Raw genomic sequence first — 18,811 nt, 5'->3', positions numbered from 1 at the left:
ACGCCGTGCCGAGGAGAGGACGAGGATGTTCCGACCTCCGAGGGGTATTCCGGTGAGGGCGACGCTGACCGCCGGTGCGGCCGCCGTCGCGCTGGCCCTGTCCGGCTGCGCCGGGGCGGGCGCCGTGGGCGGTGGTGACGGCGAGCAGATCGTGGTCGCGATCGTGTCCAACCCGCAGATGCAGGACGCCATCTCGCTGCAGGACGAGTTCCGCGCCGCTCACCCCGGTGTCGACGTGCGGTTCGTGTCGCTGCCGGAGAACGAGGCCCGCGCCAAGATCACGGCGTCCGTCGCGACCGGCGGCGGCGAGTTCGACGTCGTCATGATCTCGAACTACGAGACGCCCATGTGGGCGGAGAACGGCTGGATCGAGAACCTGCAGCCCTACATCGAGCGCACCGAGGGGTACGACGCCGAGGACTTCGTGCCGAGCGTCCGGGAGGCCCTCTCGTACGACGGCGACATGTACTCCGTGCCGTTCTACGGGGAGTCGTCGTTCCTGGCCTACCGCACCGACCTGTTCGAGGAGGCGGGGCTCGAGATGCCCGCCAACCCGACGTGGGACGAGGTGCGCGACCTGGCCGCCGAGCTGCACGACCCGGCTGACGACTTCTCCGGCATCTGCCTGCGCGGCCTGGCCGGCTGGGGTGAGGACATGGCGACCATCACCACCGTCATGAACACGTTCGGTGGCGGCTGGTTCGACGAGGACTGGAACGCCACGCTCGACTCCCCGCAGAGCCGCGAGGCCATCGAGACCTACGTCGACACCGTGCGGTCCTACGGGCAGCCGGGTGCCGCGACGTCGGGCTTCGGCGACTGCCTGACGCGCTTCGCCCAGGGCCAGTCGGCCATGTGGTACGACGCGACGTCGATGGTCTCCTCGGTCGAGGACCCCGCCTCCTCGACAGTGGCGGGCAACGTCGGCTACGTGCCCGCACCCGTCGCGGACACCGAGTCGTCGGGCTGGCTCTACACCTGGTCGCTGGCCATCCCGTCCACCAGCCAGCACAAGGACGCCGCCTGGGACTTCGTGTCCTGGATGACGAACAAGGAGTACATCGAGCTGGTCGGCAACGAGCTGGGCTGGGAGCGCGTACCCCCGGGCAGCCGGCTGTCCACCTACGAGATCCCCGAGGTCGCCGAGGTGTCGCAGGCCTACGCCGACGCGACGCTGGAGTCGATGAACGGGGCCACCCAGGAGTCGACGATGACGCACGAGGTGCCCTACCCGGGCATCCAGTTCGTCGGCATCCCCGAGTTCCAGGACCTCGGCACCCGCGTGGGGCAGCAGATGTCCGCGGCGATCGCCGGCCAGGCCTCGGTGGACGAGGCGATCGAACAGTCCCAGCGCTACGCCGAAACCGTGGCGGAGACCTACCGGGCCCAGGAGGGGCAATGAGCACCTCGACCATCGACCGGCTCGAAGGCTCACGCCGGGCGGCCCGCGCCGCGGCGTCGCAGCGGGCCGTGAGCCGTGCGGAAGGGTGGCGCCGGCGCGGCCCGCTGCTGCCCGCCCTGATCTTCACGATCATCGTCACGCAGCTCCCGTTCCTGGTGACGATCTGGTACTCGCTGCGCTCGCAGAACCTGCTGCGGCCCGGCGAGGACCTCTTCGTGGGCCTGTCGAACTACGTCGACATCGCGCAGGACTCGACGTTCCGGCAGACCGCCTGGAACTCCGTGGTCATCACCCTCGGCTGCGTGCTGGTGGCGATGGTGCTGGGCATCGTGCTCGCCATCCTGCTGGACCGGCCGTTCTTCGGGCGCAGCGTGGCCCGCACCATGCTCATCACGCCGTTCCTGGTGATGCCGGTGGCGAGCTCGGTGCTGTGGTCCGTCGCGCTGCTGAACCCGACCTACGGCCTGCTCAACTGGACCCTGGGCCTGTTCGGCATCGAGGCGGTCGACTGGACGTCGACCTACCCGGTGATCGCGATCCTGATGGCGCTGGTCTGGCAGTGGACGCCGTTCATGATGCTGCTGGTGCTCGCCGGCCTGCAGGCCCAGGCGAAGGACGTGCTGGAGGCCGCGTCGGTCGACGGCGCCGGGCCGTGGCGCACCTTCCGCTCGATCACGCTGCCGCACCTGCGCCGGTACATCGAGCTGGGCGTGCTGCTCGGCGTCATCTACGTGGTCAACACGTTCGACCAGATCTACCTCATGACGGCGGGCGGACCCGGTACGGCCAGCGCCAACCTGCCGTTCTACATCTACCAGCGCGCGTTCCTCGGGTTCGACATCGGGCAGGCCGCCGCCATGGGCGTCGTCGTCGTGATCGCCACGATCATCGTGGCCTCCGCCGCGCTGCGCCTCATCTTCCGCAGCTTCGAGGTCAAGGAGTGAGCATGTCCTCCGTTACACGCACATACCGCGGTCGCGCGGGCGGCGCGCTCACCACGCTCACCTGGCTGCTCGCCCTCGGGTTCTTCTTCCCGGTCCTCTGGATGGCGATGACGGCGTTCAAGCAGGAGAACCAGGCGGCGTCCGACCCGCCGACGTGGTTCTTCACGCCCACGCTGGACCAGTTCCGGGCCGTGATCGAGGGCGGGTCCGCCGCCTACGTGGGCAACTCCGCGATCGCCACCGGGGTCTCCACCGTGCTGGTGCTGCTGCTCGGCATCCCGGCGGCGTACGCGCTGTCGATCCGGCCGGTGGAGAAGGTCAGCGACGTGCTGTTCTTCTTCATCTCCACCAAGATGCTGCCGGTCGTGGCCGTCATCGTGCCGATCTACGTGGTGGCCGGGCAGCTTCGGGTGCTCGACAACGTCTGGACCCTCGTGGTGCTGTACACGGCGATGAACCTGCCGATCGCGGTGTGGATGATGCGGTCGTTCTTCCTGGAGGTGCCCGGCGAGGTGCTGGAGGCGGCGTCCGTCGACGGCGCCGGGCTGATGCGGACCCTGCGGTCCGTGCTCATCCCCATGGTGGCGCCCGGCATCGCGGCCACGGCGCTGATCTGCGTGATCTTCGCGTGGAACGAGTTCTTCTTCGCGCTCAACCTCACGGCGTCGCGGGCGGCGACCGTGCCGGTGCTCATCGTGTCGACCATGACGAGCGAAGGGCTGTTCCTCGCCCGGCTCTGCGCGGCGGCGCTGCTGGCGTCGCTCCCGGTGATCCTGGCGGGCTGGATCGCGCAGAAGCAGCTCGTCCGTGGTCTGTCGATGGGCGCGATCAAGTAGCTCACGCGAGGACCTTCCGCGCCAGCGGGGATGTGTTGAGTTTCCGATCTTTTTTGTCGGGTACTTGCCGGAAAAACTGTGTGTTCGTTCGATGGTGGCGGAGCCTGGGCGTCCCGTGACGGGGCGGCCGGCCTGTCGCCCGCGACCGCGCGGCGGCCCCGTTCGAGAGGAGCCGGCCCTCATGCGCCTGGGATCAGATCGATGGAGATCAGACCGACGCGGTTCAGACCGATCCAGCACGGCACGACGCCGTCCGCCCGCAGCGGCCCGGACCGGATCGGTCGCGATGGTCGTCGCGGCCGTGCTGGCCGTCGGGATCTTCCCGGCGCAGGGCGCCGACGCCGGTGCCGAGGCTGGCCCTGACGCCGGCCACACCACCTACACCAACCCCGTCACCGCCGGCGTCGTCGACTCCTTCCCCGACCCCGCCGTCATCCGGGGCAAGGACGGCGCCTGGTACGCCTACGGCACGCAGAACCCGGTCTTCAACAGCCGGGGCGAGCCGGGGGAGCGGATCCTGCCCATCCTGCGGTCGGAGGACCTGGCGCACTGGGAGTACGCGGGCGAGGTGGTCCAGCCGGACGAGGTCCCGGCCACCTGGCGCGCCAACTCCCGCGCCTGGGCGCCCGACATCCGCTACGTCGGCGGGCAGTACCTGCTGACCTACGGCCTGTCCACGGGCGGCCTGGCCGTGGCCACCGCGCCGACGCCGACCGGCCCATGGACCCACCACGACGAGCTCCTGGTCCCGTCGGCGCCGGTCGCCGGCTGCCCGACGGGCAACATCGACCAGGCCCTGTTCACCGACGACGACGGCACGCTCTACCTGTACTGGGGCAGCTACGACGTGCTCTGCGTGTCGGAGCTGACCCCCGACGCGACGGCGCTCACCGGCCCGGTGACCCAGGTGGCCCAGGGCCGCCGCATGGAGGGCGGGTACGTGGTGCGCCACGGCGACCTCTACTACCTGATGTACTCCGAGGCCGGCTGCTGCGAGGGCGCGGCCAGCGGCTACACCGTGAAGGTGGGCCGGAGCGACAGCCCGCGCGGCCCGTTCCTGGACGACGACGGCGTGGACCTCATGGCCGAGTCGAGCAAGGGCGGCTACGTGCTCGCGTCGAACGGCAACGGGTTCGCGGGGCCCGGCCACCACTCGGTGGTCACCGACCTGGCCGGCCAGGACTGGATGGCCTACCACGCCATCCCCACGGACGACCCCGACTTCCCGCCGGTCGACACCCGCAACGGCGTGCTGAACCTGTCCAAGCGCCCGCTCATGATCGACCGGATCGACTGGATCGACGGCTGGCCCGTCGTCAACGCCGGCGCCGGCGCGTCGTCGGGCCCGCAGGCCGGGCCGGTCACCTCGGGCGCCGTCGCCACGACCTTCGCCGACGGGTCGCTGCGCGGCTGGGAGCGCGACGGCCGGGTCTCCGTCGCACAGGACCCCGACGCCGGCCCGTACGTGCGGCTCGCCGGCTCGTCCCTGACCAGCCGGGCCAGGGCCGACGGCGCCCTGCGCGCCCAGGCCGACCTGCGGGTCACCGGCTCGGACGGCGGCGTCGGCCTCACGCTCGGCAGGGGCTCCGACCGCGTGACCGCCTGGATCGACCGGGGCGCGGGCGAGCTGCGGGTCGAGGCCGCGCGCGGGGGACGGACGGCGACCGCCCTGCCGGAGGACTTCCCCTACGGCGACTGGAACGTCGTCACCCTGGACCGGGCCGCCGGGTCCCGCACGTTCACCGCCACGGTCTCGGCCGACAACCTCAAGGAGCCGCTCGGCATCGCGACGCTCACCACCTGGACCCGCAAGGGCGACGTCCCGGTCGGCGTGACGGCGCGCGGAGCCGCCGACGCCGACAACGTCAGCCTCGTCCCGGCGGCCCGGCCTGTGACCGAGCGCGTCGCCGACCCGGAGCCCGGCGCGCTGCTCCCGGACGCGTCGGACGAGTTCGACGGCGGAGTGGTGCCCGGCGGCGACGGCTCGGACTGGACCTGGGTGCGCGGCCCGGCCGACGGCGTCCGCCTGGCAGACGGCGCCCTCGCCTGGCCGACCCAGGCCGCCGAGCTCTACCTCGGCACCAACACGGCGTCCGTGCTGACGCGCCCGGCGCCCGAAGGGGACTACCTGGTCGAGACCAAGCTCCGGCTCGACGGCGTCGGCGTGAACAAGCAGGCGGGCCTGGTGCTGTACGGGACGGACGACCGGTTCGTGAAGCTGGTGCGCTCTCAGCTCGAGCTCTCGCGCAAGCCCGGCAGCGTCGCGCAGCAGGTCGAGTTCACCAAGGAGGGTCCCCGCCCCACCACCACGCCGCCGACGGCGGTGCACAGCTCGCCGATGTGGGGCGCCGCACCCGGCGCGACCACCTGGCTGCGGCTGTACGTCCACGAGGACGCCGCGCACGGTGAGCACGAGATCCGCATGGCCTCCAGCACCGACGGGGTCACGTGGCGGTGGGGCGGTGTCTGGACGCTGCCCGCCGACCTGGACCTGCGGATCGGGCTGGTCGCGATGAACACGCCCGGTGCCACGGCGAACTTCGACTACGTGCGGACGTACGCCATGGACTGAGCCGGCGGCGGGCGGGGGCCGCGGCCCCCGCCCGGGCTTCCGCTCGACAGGGTTCCGTGGGGAATCCGACGAAATTGGTAGTGTTTTTTGCCGGGTCGTAGACGGAAAAATTCGGGGGTCCGTATGGTCACGAGCATGTCGACGACGACACCCGGCAGCACCGCGCGCCGCGCCCACGAGGGCCGCGTCCTCGGTGCGCTCCGCGACGGCCCGCTGAGCCGCGCTGAGCTGGCCCGGCGCGTCGGGCTGTCCAGGACCACCCTGTCGGAGACCACGGCGGAGCTCCTGCGGCGCGGCGCGATCGTCGTGGTCGACACCGACGCCGCGACCCGCAAGGGCAGCGGCCGGCCCGCCGAGCGGCTCGCGCTCGACCCCGGGTCAGGCCAGTACCTCGGCGTCGACTTCGGCCACCGCCGGGTGCGGGCCGCCGTCGCCGACGCCACCCGCGAGACCGTCGCCTCCGGCGTCGAGCACTACGCCGACGACACCACCTGGGCCGAGCGGCTCGACCTCGCCTTCGAGCTCATCGGCCGGCTCGCGCGGGAGCACGGGCTGCACTTCGGCGAGCTCCAGGCCGTCGGCATCGGCGTCGCCGGACCGTACGGCGGGCGGCGCGCGGACAGCAGGCAGGTGTCGTGGGCCCGGCGCTCGGCCCCCGACGACGTGCACGCCGCGTTCGCCGAGCGGTTCGGCGCACCCGTCGTCGTCGACAACAACACGCGCCTCGCGGCGCTCGCCGAGGCGGTGTCGCGGCCCGAGAGCGCGAGCGACCTGCTGTACGTGCGCCTGTCGGACGGCGTGGGCGGCGGGCTCGTCGTCGGCGGCCGGATCGGCACGGGGGCGCACGGGTTCGCGGGCGAGCTCGGCCACGTCTCGGTGGACCCGGCGGGCACCAGGTGCCGCTGCGGCAAGCGCGGCTGCCTGGAGACCGTCGCGTCCACCCCCGCGGTGCTCGCGGCCTGCCGTGCCACGGGGGCCGACGTCGAGACGCTGGACGACCTCGCCGCCGTCGTCGCCACGAGCGACCCGGTGGTCGAGGGGGTGCTGCGCGACGTCGGCGCGACCATCGGGCGCGTGCTCGGCATGGCGGCCCTCACGCTCGACCCGGACGAGATAGTGATCGGCGGCGAGATCACGCGGGTAGCGCCCGTGATCGTCGAGCAGGCGGCGGCCACCCTGCGCTACGAGCTGCACCCGCTGCCCACCGACGACCCCGTCGTCGTGCGGGCCGGGCGGCTCCAGGACACCGACGGCGCGCTCGGCGCCCTCGCCGCGGCCTTCCACCTGTCCCCGCTCCTGGCGGGCTACCCCTTGCCGGAGGCGACCGACGCTCCCGGCGCGCGGGGTGGCCTGCGCGCAGCCCCACCCGAGAGCCTGCACCAACGCACGAGGAGAGCCCTGTGACAGCGTCGACCGTGTCGACCCCCGCGCCCGCGAAGAACGGGTCACCGCCCCGGCGGCGCGCGGGGCGACGAACCACCCTGCTCGTGCTCAACGCCGTCTCGATCGTCGGCGGCATCGGGATCTGGTGGGTGCTCGCCCTCAGCGGGCTCCAGCTCCCGACGCCGCCCGAGGTGCTGGTCAAGGGCATCGAGCTGTGGAGCGCCGGCACGCTGCAGGAGGACCTGGGCGCGAGCCTCGGCCGCGTCCTGGCCGGGTTCCTGCTCGGCTCGGCCGCCGCGATCCCGGTCGGCTTCCTCATGGGCTGGTACACCCTGGCCCGCGGCCTGTTCGAGCCGTGGATCCAGTTCTTCCGCACCATCCCGCCGCTCGCGCTGCTGCCGCTCGTGCTGGTGCTGATGGGCATCGGCGAGCTGCCCAAGGTGTTCGTCATCTTCCTGGCGGCGTTCCTGGCCTGCGTGATCTCGACCTACCAGGGCGTTGTCGGCGTGGACCGGACGCTGATCAACGCCGCCCGGGTGCTCGGGGCGAAGGACGGCACCATCTTCCTGCGCGTGGTGGTGCCTGCCTCGTCGCCGTTCATCCTCGTCGGCATGCGCGTGGGTCTCGGCTCCGCCTGGGCCACCCTCGTGGCGGCCGAGCTGCTCGCCGCGCAGGCCGGGCTCGGCTTCCGCATGCAGCAGGCCCAGACCTACTACGACCTCGCCACGATCTTCGTCAGCATCGTCGCCATCGGCGTCCTCGGCTTGGTGATGGACCGGCTGCTGCTGCTCGCGGAGACCAGGCTCACCGGATGGCAGGAGCGACGATGACCCTCTCCACGACAGTGCCGGGCACCGCGAAGATCTCGGTACGCGACACCCGCAAGACGTTCGACCTGAAGGACGCGGAGTTCGTCGCCCTGGACGGCGTCTCGCTCGACGTCGCCGACAACGAGTTCGTCACCGTCGTCGGCCCGTCCGGCTGCGGCAAGTCCACCCTGATGAACATCGTCGCGGGCCTGGAGGCGCCGACGTCGGGCCAGGTGCTGGTGGACGGCGCGGACGTGACAGGACCCGGGCCGGAACGCGGCGTGATCTTCCAGCAGTACGCACTGTTCCCGTGGCTCACCGTGCGCAGGAACGTCGAGTTCGGGCTCAAGGTCGCCGGTCTGCCCGCGGCCGAGCGGCGCGAGCGCGCCGAGCACTATGTGCGCCTGGTGGGCCTGGAGCAGTTCGCGGACGCGCTGCCCAAGACCCTGTCCGGCGGCATGAAGCAGCGGTGCGCGATCGCCCGCGCCTACGCCGTCGACCCGTCGATCCTGCTGATGGACGAGCCGTTCGGGGCGCTCGACGCCCTGACGCGCGTGCGGCTGCAGGAGCAGCTCCTGGAGACGTGGAGCACCGAGAAGCGCACCGTCCTGTTCATCACCCACGACGTGGACGAGGCGGTGTTCCTCGCCGGCCGCGTGGTGGTCATGGCCGCCCGGCCGGGCCGCATCCACGAGGTGATCGACGTCGACCTGCCCTACCCGCGCACCGAGGAGGTGCGGCTCAGCCCCGAGTTCGCCGAGCTGCGCAACCGCGTGTGGCGCGCGGTCTACCACCAGCCCGCCGTCCGCTAGCCGCGGCCGCGCACCGGACCCAGCCCCACCAGAACCAGAAGGAAACCCCATGCGACTTTCCAGGAAGACCATCGGTGCGGCGCTCGCCGGCCTCGCCCTCGTGCTCTCCGCGGGCGCCTGCTCCTCCGGCGGCGCGTCCGGCGCGGACGACGGCGGCACCATCGAGGTGAACTTCGGCTACATCCCGGACTTCAACGGCACCAGCCTGCTGGCCATCGCCGAGGACCAGGGGCTGTGGGAGAAGCACGGCATCGACGCCACGACGTCGTCGTTCACGAACGGGCCGCTGCAGATCCAGGCGCTCGGCACGGGTGACCTGGACTTCGGGTACATCGGGCCCGGCGCGTTCTGGCTGCCCGCCTCGGGGCAGGCGAAGATCGTCGCGCTGAACACGCTCGGCCGGGCCGACCGCGTGGTCGCGCAGGCCGGCAACGACTCGATCGAGGACCTGCGGGGCAAGACGGTGGCCGTGCCGGAGGGCACGTCGGGGGACATGATCCTCACCCTCGCGCTCCAGGACGCCGGCATGACCAAGGAGGACGTCGAGGTGGTGCCGATGGAGCCGCCGGCCATCGTGGCCGCGCTGTCGTCCGGGCAGGTCGACGGCGCGGGCTTCTGGTACCCGTCGCTCGCGACGGTCAAGGAGCAGGTGCCCGACCTGGTCGAGCTCGCGGACAACACCGACTTCGAGGACACGGTCGCCTTCCCGACGGCGTTCGTGGGCGGGAACGACGTCGTGGCCGACGAGTCCGAGAAGGTGGACGCCGTGCTCAAGGTGCTGCGCGAGGCCATGGTCTACCGGTCGGAGCACCTGGACGAGACCATCCAGCTCACCGCCGACTTCAACGACCTGGACCCGGCCGACGTCGAGGCGGACGCCGCGAACGTGCAGGTCCTGACCCTTCAGGAGCTCGACGAGCTGACGCAGGACGGCACCGCCGACACATGGCTGACCGGCATGCAGGACTACTTCGTGGGCTCGGGGCAGCTCCAGGAGGCCGTGGAGCCGAGCGAGTTCTACCTCGGCGACCAGTTCGTCGCGGCGGGTGAGTGACGCGGTGGCAGACGCAGCGCCGCGGCGCAACGTCCTCTTCCTGATGACCGACCAGCACCGGGCCGACACGCTGGGCGCCTACGGCAACCCGCGCGCGTCCACGCCGGTGCTCGACGAGCTGGCGGCGTCCGGCACCCGGTTCGACCGCTGGTACACGCCGACGGCGATCTGCACGCCGTCGCGCGCGAGCCTGCTCACCGGGCAGGCGCCGTTCCGGCACCAGGTGCTGGCCAACCACGAGCGCAACGTGGGCTACCAGGAGGACCTGGCCGACGGCACGTTCACCTTCGTGGAGGCGCTGCGCGAGCACGGGTACAACACCGGGCTCGTGGGCAAGTGGCACGCGGGCACGGTGAAGAACGCGGCGCACTTCGGGTTCGACGGGCCCGACCTGCCCGGGTGGCACAACCCGGTCGAGAACGAGGACTATCTCGCCTACCTGGCCGAGCACGGCCTGCCGCCGTACCAGATCAGCGACCGCATCCGCGGCACGCTGCCCAACGGCGGGCCGGGCAACCTGCTGGCGGCGCGGCTGCACCAGCCGGTCGAGGCCACGTTCGAGCACTACCTGGCCACGCGGACGATCGAGCTGCTGGAGCGGTACGCGGACGAGCACCGGTCGGGGGAGCGGCCGTTCTTCCTGGAGCTGAGCTTCTTCGGGCCGCACCTGCCGTACATCGTGCCGGACGAGTACTTCGACCTGTTCGACCCGGCCGACGTCGAGCTGCCCGCCTCGGTCGCGGAGACGTTCGAGGGCAAGCCGCCCGTGCAGGCCAACTACAGCGCGCACTGGACGTTCGACACCATGCCGATCGAGGTGACGCGCAAGCTGATCGCCGTCTACTGGGGGTACGTGACGCTCATCGACCGGCAGATCGGGCGGGTGCTGGACGCGCTGGACCGGCTGGGCCTGGCGGACGACACGGCCGTGTTCTTCACGTGCGACCACGGGGAGTTCACCGGGGCGCACCGCCTGCACGACAAGGGGCCGGCGATGTACGAGGACATCTACCGCACGCCCGGGCTGCTGCGGGTCCCGGGCGGGCCGGCGGGGCAGGTGCGCACCGAGTTCGTGAGCCTGCTCGACTGCACGGCCACGATCCTGGAGCTGGCCGGCGTCGACCCGAAGCCCGCCGTCGACTCGCGGAGCCTGCTGCCGCTGGCCCGGGGGCTCGACGTCGAGTGGCAGCAGGACATCGTGTGCGAGTTCCACGGGCACCACTTCCCGTACCCGCAGCGCATGCTGCGCGAGGAGCGGTACAAGCTGGTGGTCAACCCGGACTCGGTGAACGAGCTGTACGACCTGCGGGCCGACCCGGACGAGCTGACCAACGCCTACGAGGACCCCCGGCTGGCGGACGTGCGCCGGCGGATGTTGGGGCGGCTGTACGGGCTGCTCCGCGACCGTGGCGACAACTTCTACCACTGGATGACGACGATGTACGACGTCGGCGAGGTGGACCACGACCCGACCCAGTCGGGCCTGGACGAGACGACGTACACGGCCAGGTAGGCCCGCTCCGCGGCGGCTCTACCCAGCGATTGTGCCCAGAACTCACGTTGTTTCTGGGCACAATCGCTGGGTACGCGACTCGCTCAGACGGTTGCGACGTCGATGAGCTTCTCGAGCCCCACGAAGTCGTCGGGGTTGCGCGTGATCACCGGGAGGCCCTCCGTGAGTGCTACCGAGGCGATGAGCAGGTCGGCGAGCCGACGGCGCGGCTTACGTCCCTGAGCGACGACCGCGGCGTAGCTGCGAGCGGCCTCGATGTCGAACGGGATCGGGTCGAACGCGGCCTCGGTTCGCTGGAGCCGGTCCTGGCGCCGGGCTCGCTCGGTCGGGTCGGCGGTCGCTGCCGGTGCCGCGGCGAGCTCGGCCAGTGTGATCGCGCAGATCGCGACCTCGACCGGTAGGGCGGCGGCTGGGATGTCCTCCAGGTCGACCACTACCGATGTGTCGAGGAGGCCCTGGGGCAGGCGCTCAGCCACGGGGCTCGATGTCCTGGTCGACGTACTCGTCGATGTCGTCCCGGACGGCGCTCCAGTCGAGCTTCGGTGCGTGACGGAACATCTCTACGGCGGCCTGGGCGGCGATGAATCGCTGACGCCGGAGCGGGCGCAGCTCGCCGACGGGATGCCCGTTGCGACTCACGATGAAGGTATGTCCCTCATCGAGAGCACGCATGATCCGCCCGCTGTCGTTGCGCAGCTCCCGCTGGCTGATCTGTTCGGTCATGCCATCCACCGTAGCATGGTGTGCTACAGCCCGTGAGGCTCATAGCGTCGCCGTCGCCAGCGCCTCCTTGTGCCCGTCGAGCGTGATCTCGATCCGGTCCACGTCCGTGAGCGGCACCGACGACGAGGCGCCGAGCCCCGTCGTCGTCCCACCCGACCACGTCCACGTCGCGGCGACCGTGCGCTCCCCGTCCCGGCCCACCATCACGAGCTCGTACTTGATCGGCTCGGGCGGCACGTAACCGCCGTCGGGCGGCTGCTGACCGGGCTTGGGCGGGTAGTGGCAGCGCCACTCGAGCTTGGTGCCCCAGCTGGTGGGTGTCGCCACGACCTCGGCGCGCATGTCTGCCTCGCCGACGGGCTGGAGCTGGAGGGTCCGGGCGGCCGCGACCGTGGCCGACGGCGGCGTGGTGCCCGCATCGCCCGGCGTGCCATCGCCCGGCGCAGCGAGCAGGCCGGCCCCCGCGAGCGCCGAACCACCGACCGCCCCGGCGATCACCAGGGCGCTCGCGGCGACGGCGCCGAGGACTCGCCGTCGGGCGCGGGACCTGCGGGCCGCGTGCGCGAGGCTGGCGAGCGGGACCACGGGCGCGGTGCCGGCCTCACGACCCTCGCCGTCCGGGCCGGCGGCGAACGCGGCCCGGGGCACCCCGCTCCCGGACATCTCCGTGAGGTCCGGGGCCTCCGCGACCAGCGCCTCCGCGTGCGCGGCCGTGAGCGTGCCGAGCAGTCCCGGCATGCCGGCGAGCTCGGCGACGGCCGCGCGGCAGGCGTCGCACTCGGCCAGGTGCCGTTCGTAGGCGCGCCGGTCGCTCGGGCCCAGGGCGCCGAGCACGTAGGCCGCGTCCCACTCGGCGAACCGGTCGCCGTGTCCGTCTGCCGCCGAGATCATGACGTGACTCCTTTCTCCTGCAGCGCCAGGCGCAGCGCGCGCAGCCCGTAGTGCAGGCGCGACTTCACCGTGCCTGGTGCGATGCCGAGCTCCGTCGAGAGCTCGGCCACCGAGCGGCCGCCGTAGTAGGCGCCCACGACGACCGCCCGGTGCGCCGGCGAGAGCGACACCAGCGCGTCGGCCACGAGCCAGGAGTCGAGCACGGCCTGGGTCGTGTCCCGCTCCTCGCGGTCGGGCACGTGCCCGACCGCGTGCTCGCGGGTGCGCCGGGCGCTGCGGAGGTGGTCGACCGTGAGGTTCCGCGCGACCGTGAACAGCCAGGCGCGCACCGACTCCTCGGAGCGTTCGAGCACCTCGGGGTGCCGCCACGCGCGCAGCAGGGTCTCCTGCACGACGTCGCGCGCCTCCTCCGCGTCGCCCGTGCGGCGCACGACGTACCGGTACAGCGCACCGGCGTGCGTGTCGTGCACCGCCTCGAGGAGCTCGTCCTCAGCGCCCACGGCCAGCTCCCCTCCTCGTCCCGGTCCCGTCGTGGTTACTGTCCCGGCTGCAGCTGCAGCGAGAACTCGATGCTGCCAGCATCCTCCACCGTCACGAACCCGAGCGACGGCGCCTCGACGTCGAAGTCGGCGAACGTGATCGGCACGCTGCCGACGACCTGCACCGGGTCGCCGCTCGTCGGGTCGCCGGCGACCTCCGCCTCGACGGTGGCCGGCTGGGTGACGCCGTGGATGGTGAGGTCGCCGGTCAGCTCGACCGCCGTCGCGCCCTCCTCGATCACGGCGGGCTCGGTGAGCTCGAAGGTCGCCGTCGGGAACTCGCCGGCCTGCATCGCCTGGTCCCGGAAGTAGGCGTCGCGGGGGGCCTCGTCGGTCGCCACGCTCGCGATGTCGACCTCGACGTCGGCCGCGGTGATCGAGCCGTCCGCCACGGTCACGGAGCCGGTGACCTCTTCGGTGCGTCCCGTGACCGTCACGTCCTCGCCGTTCAGTACCTCGTCGACGCGGTACCCGGCGAAGGACCCCTCGCCGATCGTCCACGTGCCGGCCGCGGCGTCGGCGTCGGGCAGCGGGGCCGCCGAGGCCTCGAGCGTCGGCTCCTCCGCGGCTGCGTTGTTGGCCCAGTCCGCGTACAGGCCCGGCCCGAAGATCGCCGCCGCCCCGCCGATCACGACCACCGCCGCGCCGACGCCGACCGCCACCTTGGTTCCTCTGCGCACGTTCCGCCCCTCTCGTTCGCAGGCCGACCGGATATCGGCCTCTGCCCCGTACTACGGGTGAGGTGGCGGGGCGGTTCAATCGGATCTCACGTCGCGGGGTCGTGCGCGGGGTCGAGCCGCAGGTTTCGTGTCCGTGGCGGCTCCTCTCGGCGCCGAACGAACCGAGGCGTCGCCGCCGCCGTCGAACCGCAGGCTACGAGTCACCTCGGTCGCCGAACCGCAAGCTATGAGTCACCTCGGTCGCCGAACCGCAAGGCGTGCGTCGATCCGGCCTCCGATGGACGTGTGTCTTTCGGCTCGGCCTCGACGGTGACGAGGAACTTGCGGTTCGGCGCCCGGCGGCTGGCTGTCAGGGACGTGGAACTTGCGGTTCGGCGCCCGCGGCTGGCTGTCAGGGAGGTGGAGTTTGCGGTTCGGCGCCCGGCGACTGGCTGTCAGGGACGTGGAGCTTGCGGTTCGGCGCAGTGACCTGTCGTGGGGTCGTGGGCCGTCAGGTGAGGATCAGCAGGAGGATGCCGCCTATGAGGAGGGCGGCTACCGCCGTCAGCGCGAGGACGATGCCGGTGCGGCCGAAGCGGGTGCGGATGAGCTTGGCGTTGTGGACCATGGGTTTCCTTCTTTCGATCGGTGGTGACTGTTTTCGATCGGTGGTGACTGTCAGGGGGTGGGCTCTTCGCCCTCGGTCAGGGCGCGTTCTCGGTCAGGGCGCGTTCGCGGCGGAGCAGGGCGGCGCGCCGGGCTTGGGCCCGGAGCACCAGCACGACGGCGACGGCGACCAGCACCGCCGCGACGACGACCACGCCCCAGGCCTCGGTGCCGCGCTGGACGACCAGGCCGACGAGCACGGTGCCGACCAGCACCGAGGCGGCCAGCCCGATCCAGGCGGCGACCACTCGGTCGGTCGCGAACAGTGGGACGCGGGACCGCAGCAGCCAGGCGCCGTACCCGGCCCAGACGAGGCCGACGGCGATGAACAGGCCGAATGCCACCTGGGTGAGGGTCGGCAGCGGGTTCGGCTCGGTCCACCACAGGGCTCCGATGAACACGGCGCCACCGAGACCGAGGACGAGCGTCGCCACGGCGCGCACGCGAGCGCGGACCGACAGTGTGCCGTCGAGGCTCGCGATCAGCTTGGAGGCGGGGGTTGGTGGTTCCTCGTGCGTCATGGCCGGTCTCCTTTCCTTGCGATGGGCCCATGTTCGGTGGGCTGGCGTCGGACGTGCTCGGGCTTGCGCTCGACGTACTCGCGCTGAACCTGCTCGCGCTCGGTCCGCCCGTCCTCGGTCTGCTCGCGCTCGATCTGCGCCCGCAGCATCCGCCGCGCTCGGCTCAGCCGGGACTTGATGGTCCCCACCGGGACCCCGCAGACCTCCGCGCAGTCCCGCACCGAGAGGTCCTCCAGGTAGTGCAGGACCAGCACCTCGCGCTCCAGCAGCGGGAGCCCGGCGAGACGGGCGACCAGCTCGGCCCGGTCCACGAGCTCGTCCACCGGGTCCGGGGCACCGCCGTCGGCCCGACCGCCCGGCTCGGGCTCGGCGACCAGCTCGGGCTCGGCGACCAGGTCGTGCCGGTCGGCGTACTGGTCGCGCAGCCGGTTCAGGGCCGCCCGCCGCACGATCGTGAACAGCCACGGTGCGAACCGGTCGGGCTCGCGCAGCCGCGGCAGTGCCCGTACGACGGCGACCCACGCCTCCTGGGTCACGTCGTCGGCGCGCTCGGCGTCGAGCAGGCGCCGGACGTACGACCAGACGGGGCGCTGCCAGCGCGCCACCAGGTCTTCCAGTGCCGACCGGCTGCCGAGCTGTGCCCGGACCACCAGCAGCTCGTCGCTCATCTCGCCTCCTCTCGGTCGGGTCACCTGGACAGTCGGGCGGACGGGCAACGAGGTTCACGAGCGGCGGTAGCAGTTTCGCAGGGCGAAGGCCGGGCCGGGTGACGTGTCGGGTGAAAGGGCCCGCGGCACGCGCGCGGCTGTGTGACGATCGACGTAGGCCGCATGGCACCCCCGGCCTCTGGCGACGACGCCTCCGGCAGCGGGCGGCAGCGGCACGTGACGCTGACCGCTGGAGGCACCATGCGTCGAGCTGCAACCGCGATCATCGCGGTAGGGGTCCTGTTCGCGGGTGCGGCCGCGCCGGCGTCGGCCCTTCCGGGCGACCCGCTGCCCGGCTGGGAGCCGAGGCCCGAGGAGGCGCACCGCGAGGTCTCCGTGGCGCCGTCCGGCCGGGTCTTCGTCGACGCGAGCTCGGAGCGCGGGTACAAGCCGGTCTCCTACCTGGAGCACGGGTCCGAGGGCGACTGGGTGCGGACCGGGACCGATCCCGCCGACTGGACCGGTCTGGCGACGGGTGCCGACGGCTACGCCGTGAACATCCGGACCACCGTGGGCGGGCCCGCGCAGTACCGCGTCCATGACGGGGACTCCTGGGGCGAGGTCGAGACGTTCCACGACGGCGAGGTGCTCGGGGCGGTCATGGACGCCAACTCCGCGGGTGACGTGGCGGTGGTCCTGCGCGTGAACGACCCGCGGCTGCCCGACCCGCACAGGACGATCCTCGCGCGTCTCCCGCATGGCGGCGAGTGGGTGCTGCAGGACCTCACCTGGGTGTACACGGACTACCCCGCCGACGTCGTCATCAACGAGCAGGGCAAGACGACGGTGGTCTGGGCCGTGGGGATCCAGTCGGGGGACGACCACTGGTCGAGGATCGTCCGGGTGAGCGTGCGCGCGGGCACCACGTCGGAGGGCAAGCGCCAGCTCGTCGGGACGGTGAACCGCACCGGGCCGAGCACCGAGGTGAACCTCTCGATCGACTCGGACGGCGCGGGCCGCGAGACGATCATCGCGGGCAACCGTCTGTGGCGGCAGCCGCACACGAGCCGCCCGCACGAGTACGTGATGCGCACCAGCGTCCGCGCGCTGCTCGCCACGGGCGCCTCGACGACGCGCGTCGTCTGGCCCGTCTCCACCGCGTCCGGCTACTCGATCCGCTCGGTGCTGTTCGACGACGACGGCCGGCACCCCGAGCGCACCCTCTGGTCGCACCCCCTCCCGTCGGCCCGATGCCGCGCCGACGCGGGGCTCGACGCCATCGCGCTCGGCGTCGAGATGGTGCCCGGCGGCCGGTCGTACGTCGCGGCCGGCATCGAACGAGGCATCGACAGCGACGGCGTGTGCCCGGACCTCACGGCGTTCCTCGTGGTCGACCGCGCCGGCCGTGTCCTCGCCGAGCAGCCGCTCGGCTACTTCGCCGTCGGCGACGAGTTCCAGGTCGCGACAGCGGCCGCCGGACCGATCGTCGTGGAGTTCAAGAACTGGGACGACCACGCCGACCCGATCAGCGAGGACCAGCCCGACGGCCGGTACTCGATGCAGTTCTTCCACCGCTGATCCCACCTGGAGGCGTCGTGCGCCGAACAGTCGTGGCCGCGAGCATCGCGGCCGGTGTCCTTGCCACAGCTCTCGTCGCCGGTGTGACGACGGCGTCGGCCGCCCCGGGCGACCCGGCGTTCGGCTGGAGCGCCCCGGAGGGGAACGTCCATCGTGACGTGGCGGTCTCCGGGTCGGGCCGGGTGTTCAGCGTGAGCCTGCCCGAGCCCGGCACGGAGGACCACTCGTGGCTCGAGGTGGGCCGCTGGCTGGAGTGGTCGCGCGTCGAGGTGCCGCCCAGCTCCCAGGGCGGCGTGATCGCGGGCCCGGACGACTACGCGATGGCGGTCAGCGGGAACACGTCCTGGGTTTACGACGGCACGGACTGGGTGGGGCCCACGACGATCGCCGCGGACATCCGGCAGCCCGAGCTCGTGGGCAACGTCGACGGCGACGCCGCGCTGCTCTGGCACGCGGGGACCGGGGTGCCGTACCTGAGCCGGCTGATGCGGGGCGGCACCTGGGTGACCGTCCCGGTCACGGAGGTTCCCGGCAGCGTGCCGCGGGACGTGGCCATCAACAACGCCGGCAAGGTCACGGTGGTCTGGGCCCTGCGGAGGGGGACGACGTCGGAGATCTGGCGCACCGTGCTGCAGCCCGGGTCCACCGCCTGGTCGCCCCACGTGCGGATCGGCACCGTGAACGACCCGCGGCCACGGCTCACGCTCGTCACCGAGGGCACCACCGCCCGCGAGACGATCCTGGCGGGCAACAAGCTGTGGCGGCAGCCGACCGGTACCCGGCTGCCGACCTATCAGTTCCGCACCAGCGTGCGGGCCGAGCTCGCCGCCGCCGACACCCTCACGCGACTGGTCTGGGCCGGACTGACCGGTGACGAGCACCGGTTCTACACGCGCTCGGCCGGGACGAGCTGGGGTTCGCGGGTCCTGATGTGGTCGAGCGAGGGCCCCGAGGAATGCCCGGAGAGTCCCTTCTTCGGTGTCGGCACGGTCCCGAGCGGACGGTCCTACGTCGCGATGGCCGTCCGGACCGACGTCGGCGAGACCACCGAGACCTGTGGCGGTCCGTTCACGGCGCTGGTCACCCTCGATCGGTTCGACGGCATCCTGAACACGTCGGGCGGTCTCGACACCGCGCTCCAGACCACGCCGTTCCAGATCGTCGGCGGGACGGGAGGCCCGATCGTGGTGGAGTACGAGCCGGGCAACTGGACCGTCAACTGGAGGATGCAGTTCTTCGACCGCTGACGTCTGGTCTGTCCC

Annotated in this window: 18 protein-coding genes; 11 read left to right on the top strand and 7 right to left on the bottom strand. The window is 72.1% G+C overall.

Going from position 1 to position 18,811, the window contains the following annotated elements; genetic code table 11:
* Nucleotides 1–52: 52 nt before the first annotated feature.
* The 9 genes from AC0QU1_RS20140 (at nucleotide 53) to AC0QU1_RS20100 (ending at nucleotide 11,325) form a co-directional block, all read left to right on the top strand.
* Nucleotides 53–1,402, top strand: a complete 1,350-nt coding sequence (locus AC0QU1_RS20140) for an ABC transporter substrate-binding protein (protein ID WP_483571866.1) — start codon at nucleotides 53–55, stop codon at nucleotides 1,400–1,402.
* Nucleotides 1,399–2,346 carry a carbohydrate ABC transporter permease gene (locus AC0QU1_RS20135; protein ID WP_483571864.1) on the top strand — a complete coding sequence of 316 codons (948 nt, stop codon included), beginning with the start codon at nucleotides 1,399–1,401 and terminating at the stop codon, nucleotides 2,344–2,346. The genes AC0QU1_RS20140 and AC0QU1_RS20135 overlap by 4 nt, the downstream gene beginning before the upstream one ends.
* A gap of 2 nt (nucleotides 2,347–2,348) precedes the next feature.
* The gene (locus AC0QU1_RS20130) at nucleotides 2,349–3,182 is read left to right on the top strand and encodes a carbohydrate ABC transporter permease (protein ID WP_483571862.1); all 834 of its coding nucleotides are present in this window, start codon (nucleotides 2,349–2,351) and stop codon (nucleotides 3,180–3,182) included.
* Between the two features lie 286 nt (nucleotides 3,183–3,468).
* Nucleotides 3,469–5,754: a family 43 glycosylhydrolase gene (locus AC0QU1_RS20125; RefSeq protein WP_483571860.1), complete on the top strand. Its 2,286-nt coding sequence runs from the start codon at nucleotides 3,469–3,471 to the stop codon at nucleotides 5,752–5,754.
* A 135-nt stretch (nucleotides 5,755–5,889) separates the two neighbouring features.
* Nucleotides 5,890–7,158 carry an ROK family protein gene (locus AC0QU1_RS20120; protein WP_483571858.1) on the top strand — a complete coding sequence of 423 codons (1,269 nt, stop codon included), beginning with the start codon at nucleotides 5,890–5,892 and terminating at the stop codon, nucleotides 7,156–7,158.
* Nucleotides 7,155–7,967 (top strand): ABC transporter permease, encoded by an 813-nt coding sequence (locus AC0QU1_RS20115; RefSeq protein WP_483571856.1) that lies wholly within the window; start codon nucleotides 7,155–7,157, stop codon nucleotides 7,965–7,967. The genes AC0QU1_RS20120 and AC0QU1_RS20115 overlap by 4 nt, the downstream gene beginning before the upstream one ends.
* Nucleotides 7,964–8,758, top strand: coding sequence for an ABC transporter ATP-binding protein (locus AC0QU1_RS20110; protein ID WP_483571854.1), 795 nt, complete (start codon nucleotides 7,964–7,966; stop codon nucleotides 8,756–8,758). The genes AC0QU1_RS20115 and AC0QU1_RS20110 overlap by 4 nt, the downstream gene beginning before the upstream one ends.
* Nucleotides 8,759–8,807: 49 nt before the next feature.
* Nucleotides 8,808–9,812, top strand: coding sequence for an aliphatic sulfonate ABC transporter substrate-binding protein (locus AC0QU1_RS20105; protein ID WP_483571852.1), 1,005 nt, complete (start codon nucleotides 8,808–8,810; stop codon nucleotides 9,810–9,812).
* A 4-nt stretch (nucleotides 9,813–9,816) separates the two neighbouring features.
* A complete protein-coding gene (locus AC0QU1_RS20100) occupies nucleotides 9,817–11,325 on the top strand; it encodes a sulfatase family protein (protein WP_483571850.1) in 1,509 nt (502 codons plus the stop codon).
* Nucleotides 11,326–11,408: 83 nt separating this feature from the next.
* On the opposite strand, the gene AC0QU1_RS20095 is transcribed toward AC0QU1_RS20100, so the two are convergent.
* The 7 genes from AC0QU1_RS20095 to AC0QU1_RS20065 all read right to left on the bottom strand — a co-directional run bounded on the left by AC0QU1_RS20095 (nucleotide 11,409) and on the right by AC0QU1_RS20065 (nucleotide 15,992).
* On the bottom strand, nucleotides 11,409–11,801 hold the full coding sequence (locus AC0QU1_RS20095) for a type II toxin-antitoxin system VapC family toxin (protein WP_483571848.1): 393 nt from the start codon (nucleotides 11,799–11,801) through the stop codon (nucleotides 11,409–11,411).
* Complete coding sequence (locus AC0QU1_RS20090; protein ID WP_483571847.1) at nucleotides 11,794–12,048, bottom strand: type II toxin-antitoxin system Phd/YefM family antitoxin; 255 nt, start codon at nucleotides 12,046–12,048, stop codon at nucleotides 11,794–11,796. The genes AC0QU1_RS20095 and AC0QU1_RS20090 overlap by 8 nt, the downstream gene beginning before the upstream one ends.
* Nucleotides 12,049–12,087: 39 nt before the next feature.
* Nucleotides 12,088–12,939, bottom strand: a complete 852-nt coding sequence (locus AC0QU1_RS20085) for an anti-sigma factor family protein (protein ID WP_483571846.1) — start codon at nucleotides 12,937–12,939, stop codon at nucleotides 12,088–12,090.
* Entirely contained in the window at nucleotides 12,936–13,439 is a 504-nt protein-coding gene (locus tag AC0QU1_RS20080; protein ID WP_483571844.1) for a sigma-70 family RNA polymerase sigma factor, read from the bottom strand. The genes AC0QU1_RS20085 and AC0QU1_RS20080 overlap by 4 nt, the downstream gene beginning before the upstream one ends.
* Nucleotides 13,440–13,474: 35 nt before the next feature.
* Nucleotides 13,475–14,158: a YceI family protein gene (locus tag AC0QU1_RS20075; RefSeq protein WP_483571843.1), complete on the bottom strand. Its 684-nt coding sequence runs from the start codon at nucleotides 14,156–14,158 to the stop codon at nucleotides 13,475–13,477.
* A gap of 683 nt (nucleotides 14,159–14,841) precedes the next feature.
* Nucleotides 14,842–15,324 (bottom strand): hypothetical protein, encoded by a 483-nt coding sequence (locus AC0QU1_RS20070; protein ID WP_483571841.1) that lies wholly within the window; start codon nucleotides 15,322–15,324, stop codon nucleotides 14,842–14,844.
* The gene (locus AC0QU1_RS20065; RefSeq protein WP_483571839.1) at nucleotides 15,321–15,992 is read right to left on the bottom strand and encodes an RNA polymerase sigma factor; all 672 of its coding nucleotides are present in this window, start codon (nucleotides 15,990–15,992) and stop codon (nucleotides 15,321–15,323) included. Before AC0QU1_RS20065 ends, AC0QU1_RS20070 begins: the two co-directional genes overlap by 4 nt.
* A gap of 240 nt (nucleotides 15,993–16,232) precedes the next feature.
* On the opposite strand from AC0QU1_RS20065, the gene AC0QU1_RS20060 reads away from it, so the two are divergent.
* The gene (locus AC0QU1_RS20060) at nucleotides 16,233–17,549 is read left to right on the top strand and encodes a hypothetical protein (protein WP_483571838.1); all 1,317 of its coding nucleotides are present in this window, start codon (nucleotides 16,233–16,235) and stop codon (nucleotides 17,547–17,549) included.
* Nucleotides 17,550–17,566: 17 nt separating this feature from the next.
* A complete protein-coding gene (locus AC0QU1_RS20055; RefSeq protein ID WP_483571836.1) occupies nucleotides 17,567–18,796 on the top strand; it encodes a hypothetical protein in 1,230 nt (409 codons plus the stop codon).
* Nucleotides 18,797–18,811 lie beyond the last annotated feature (15 nt).

It is taken from the genome of Promicromonospora noduliphila, assembly GCF_056951025.1.
The sequence above is the reverse complement of the archived record's forward strand: the minus strand, read 5'-3'. Positions and strand labels throughout refer to the sequence as shown.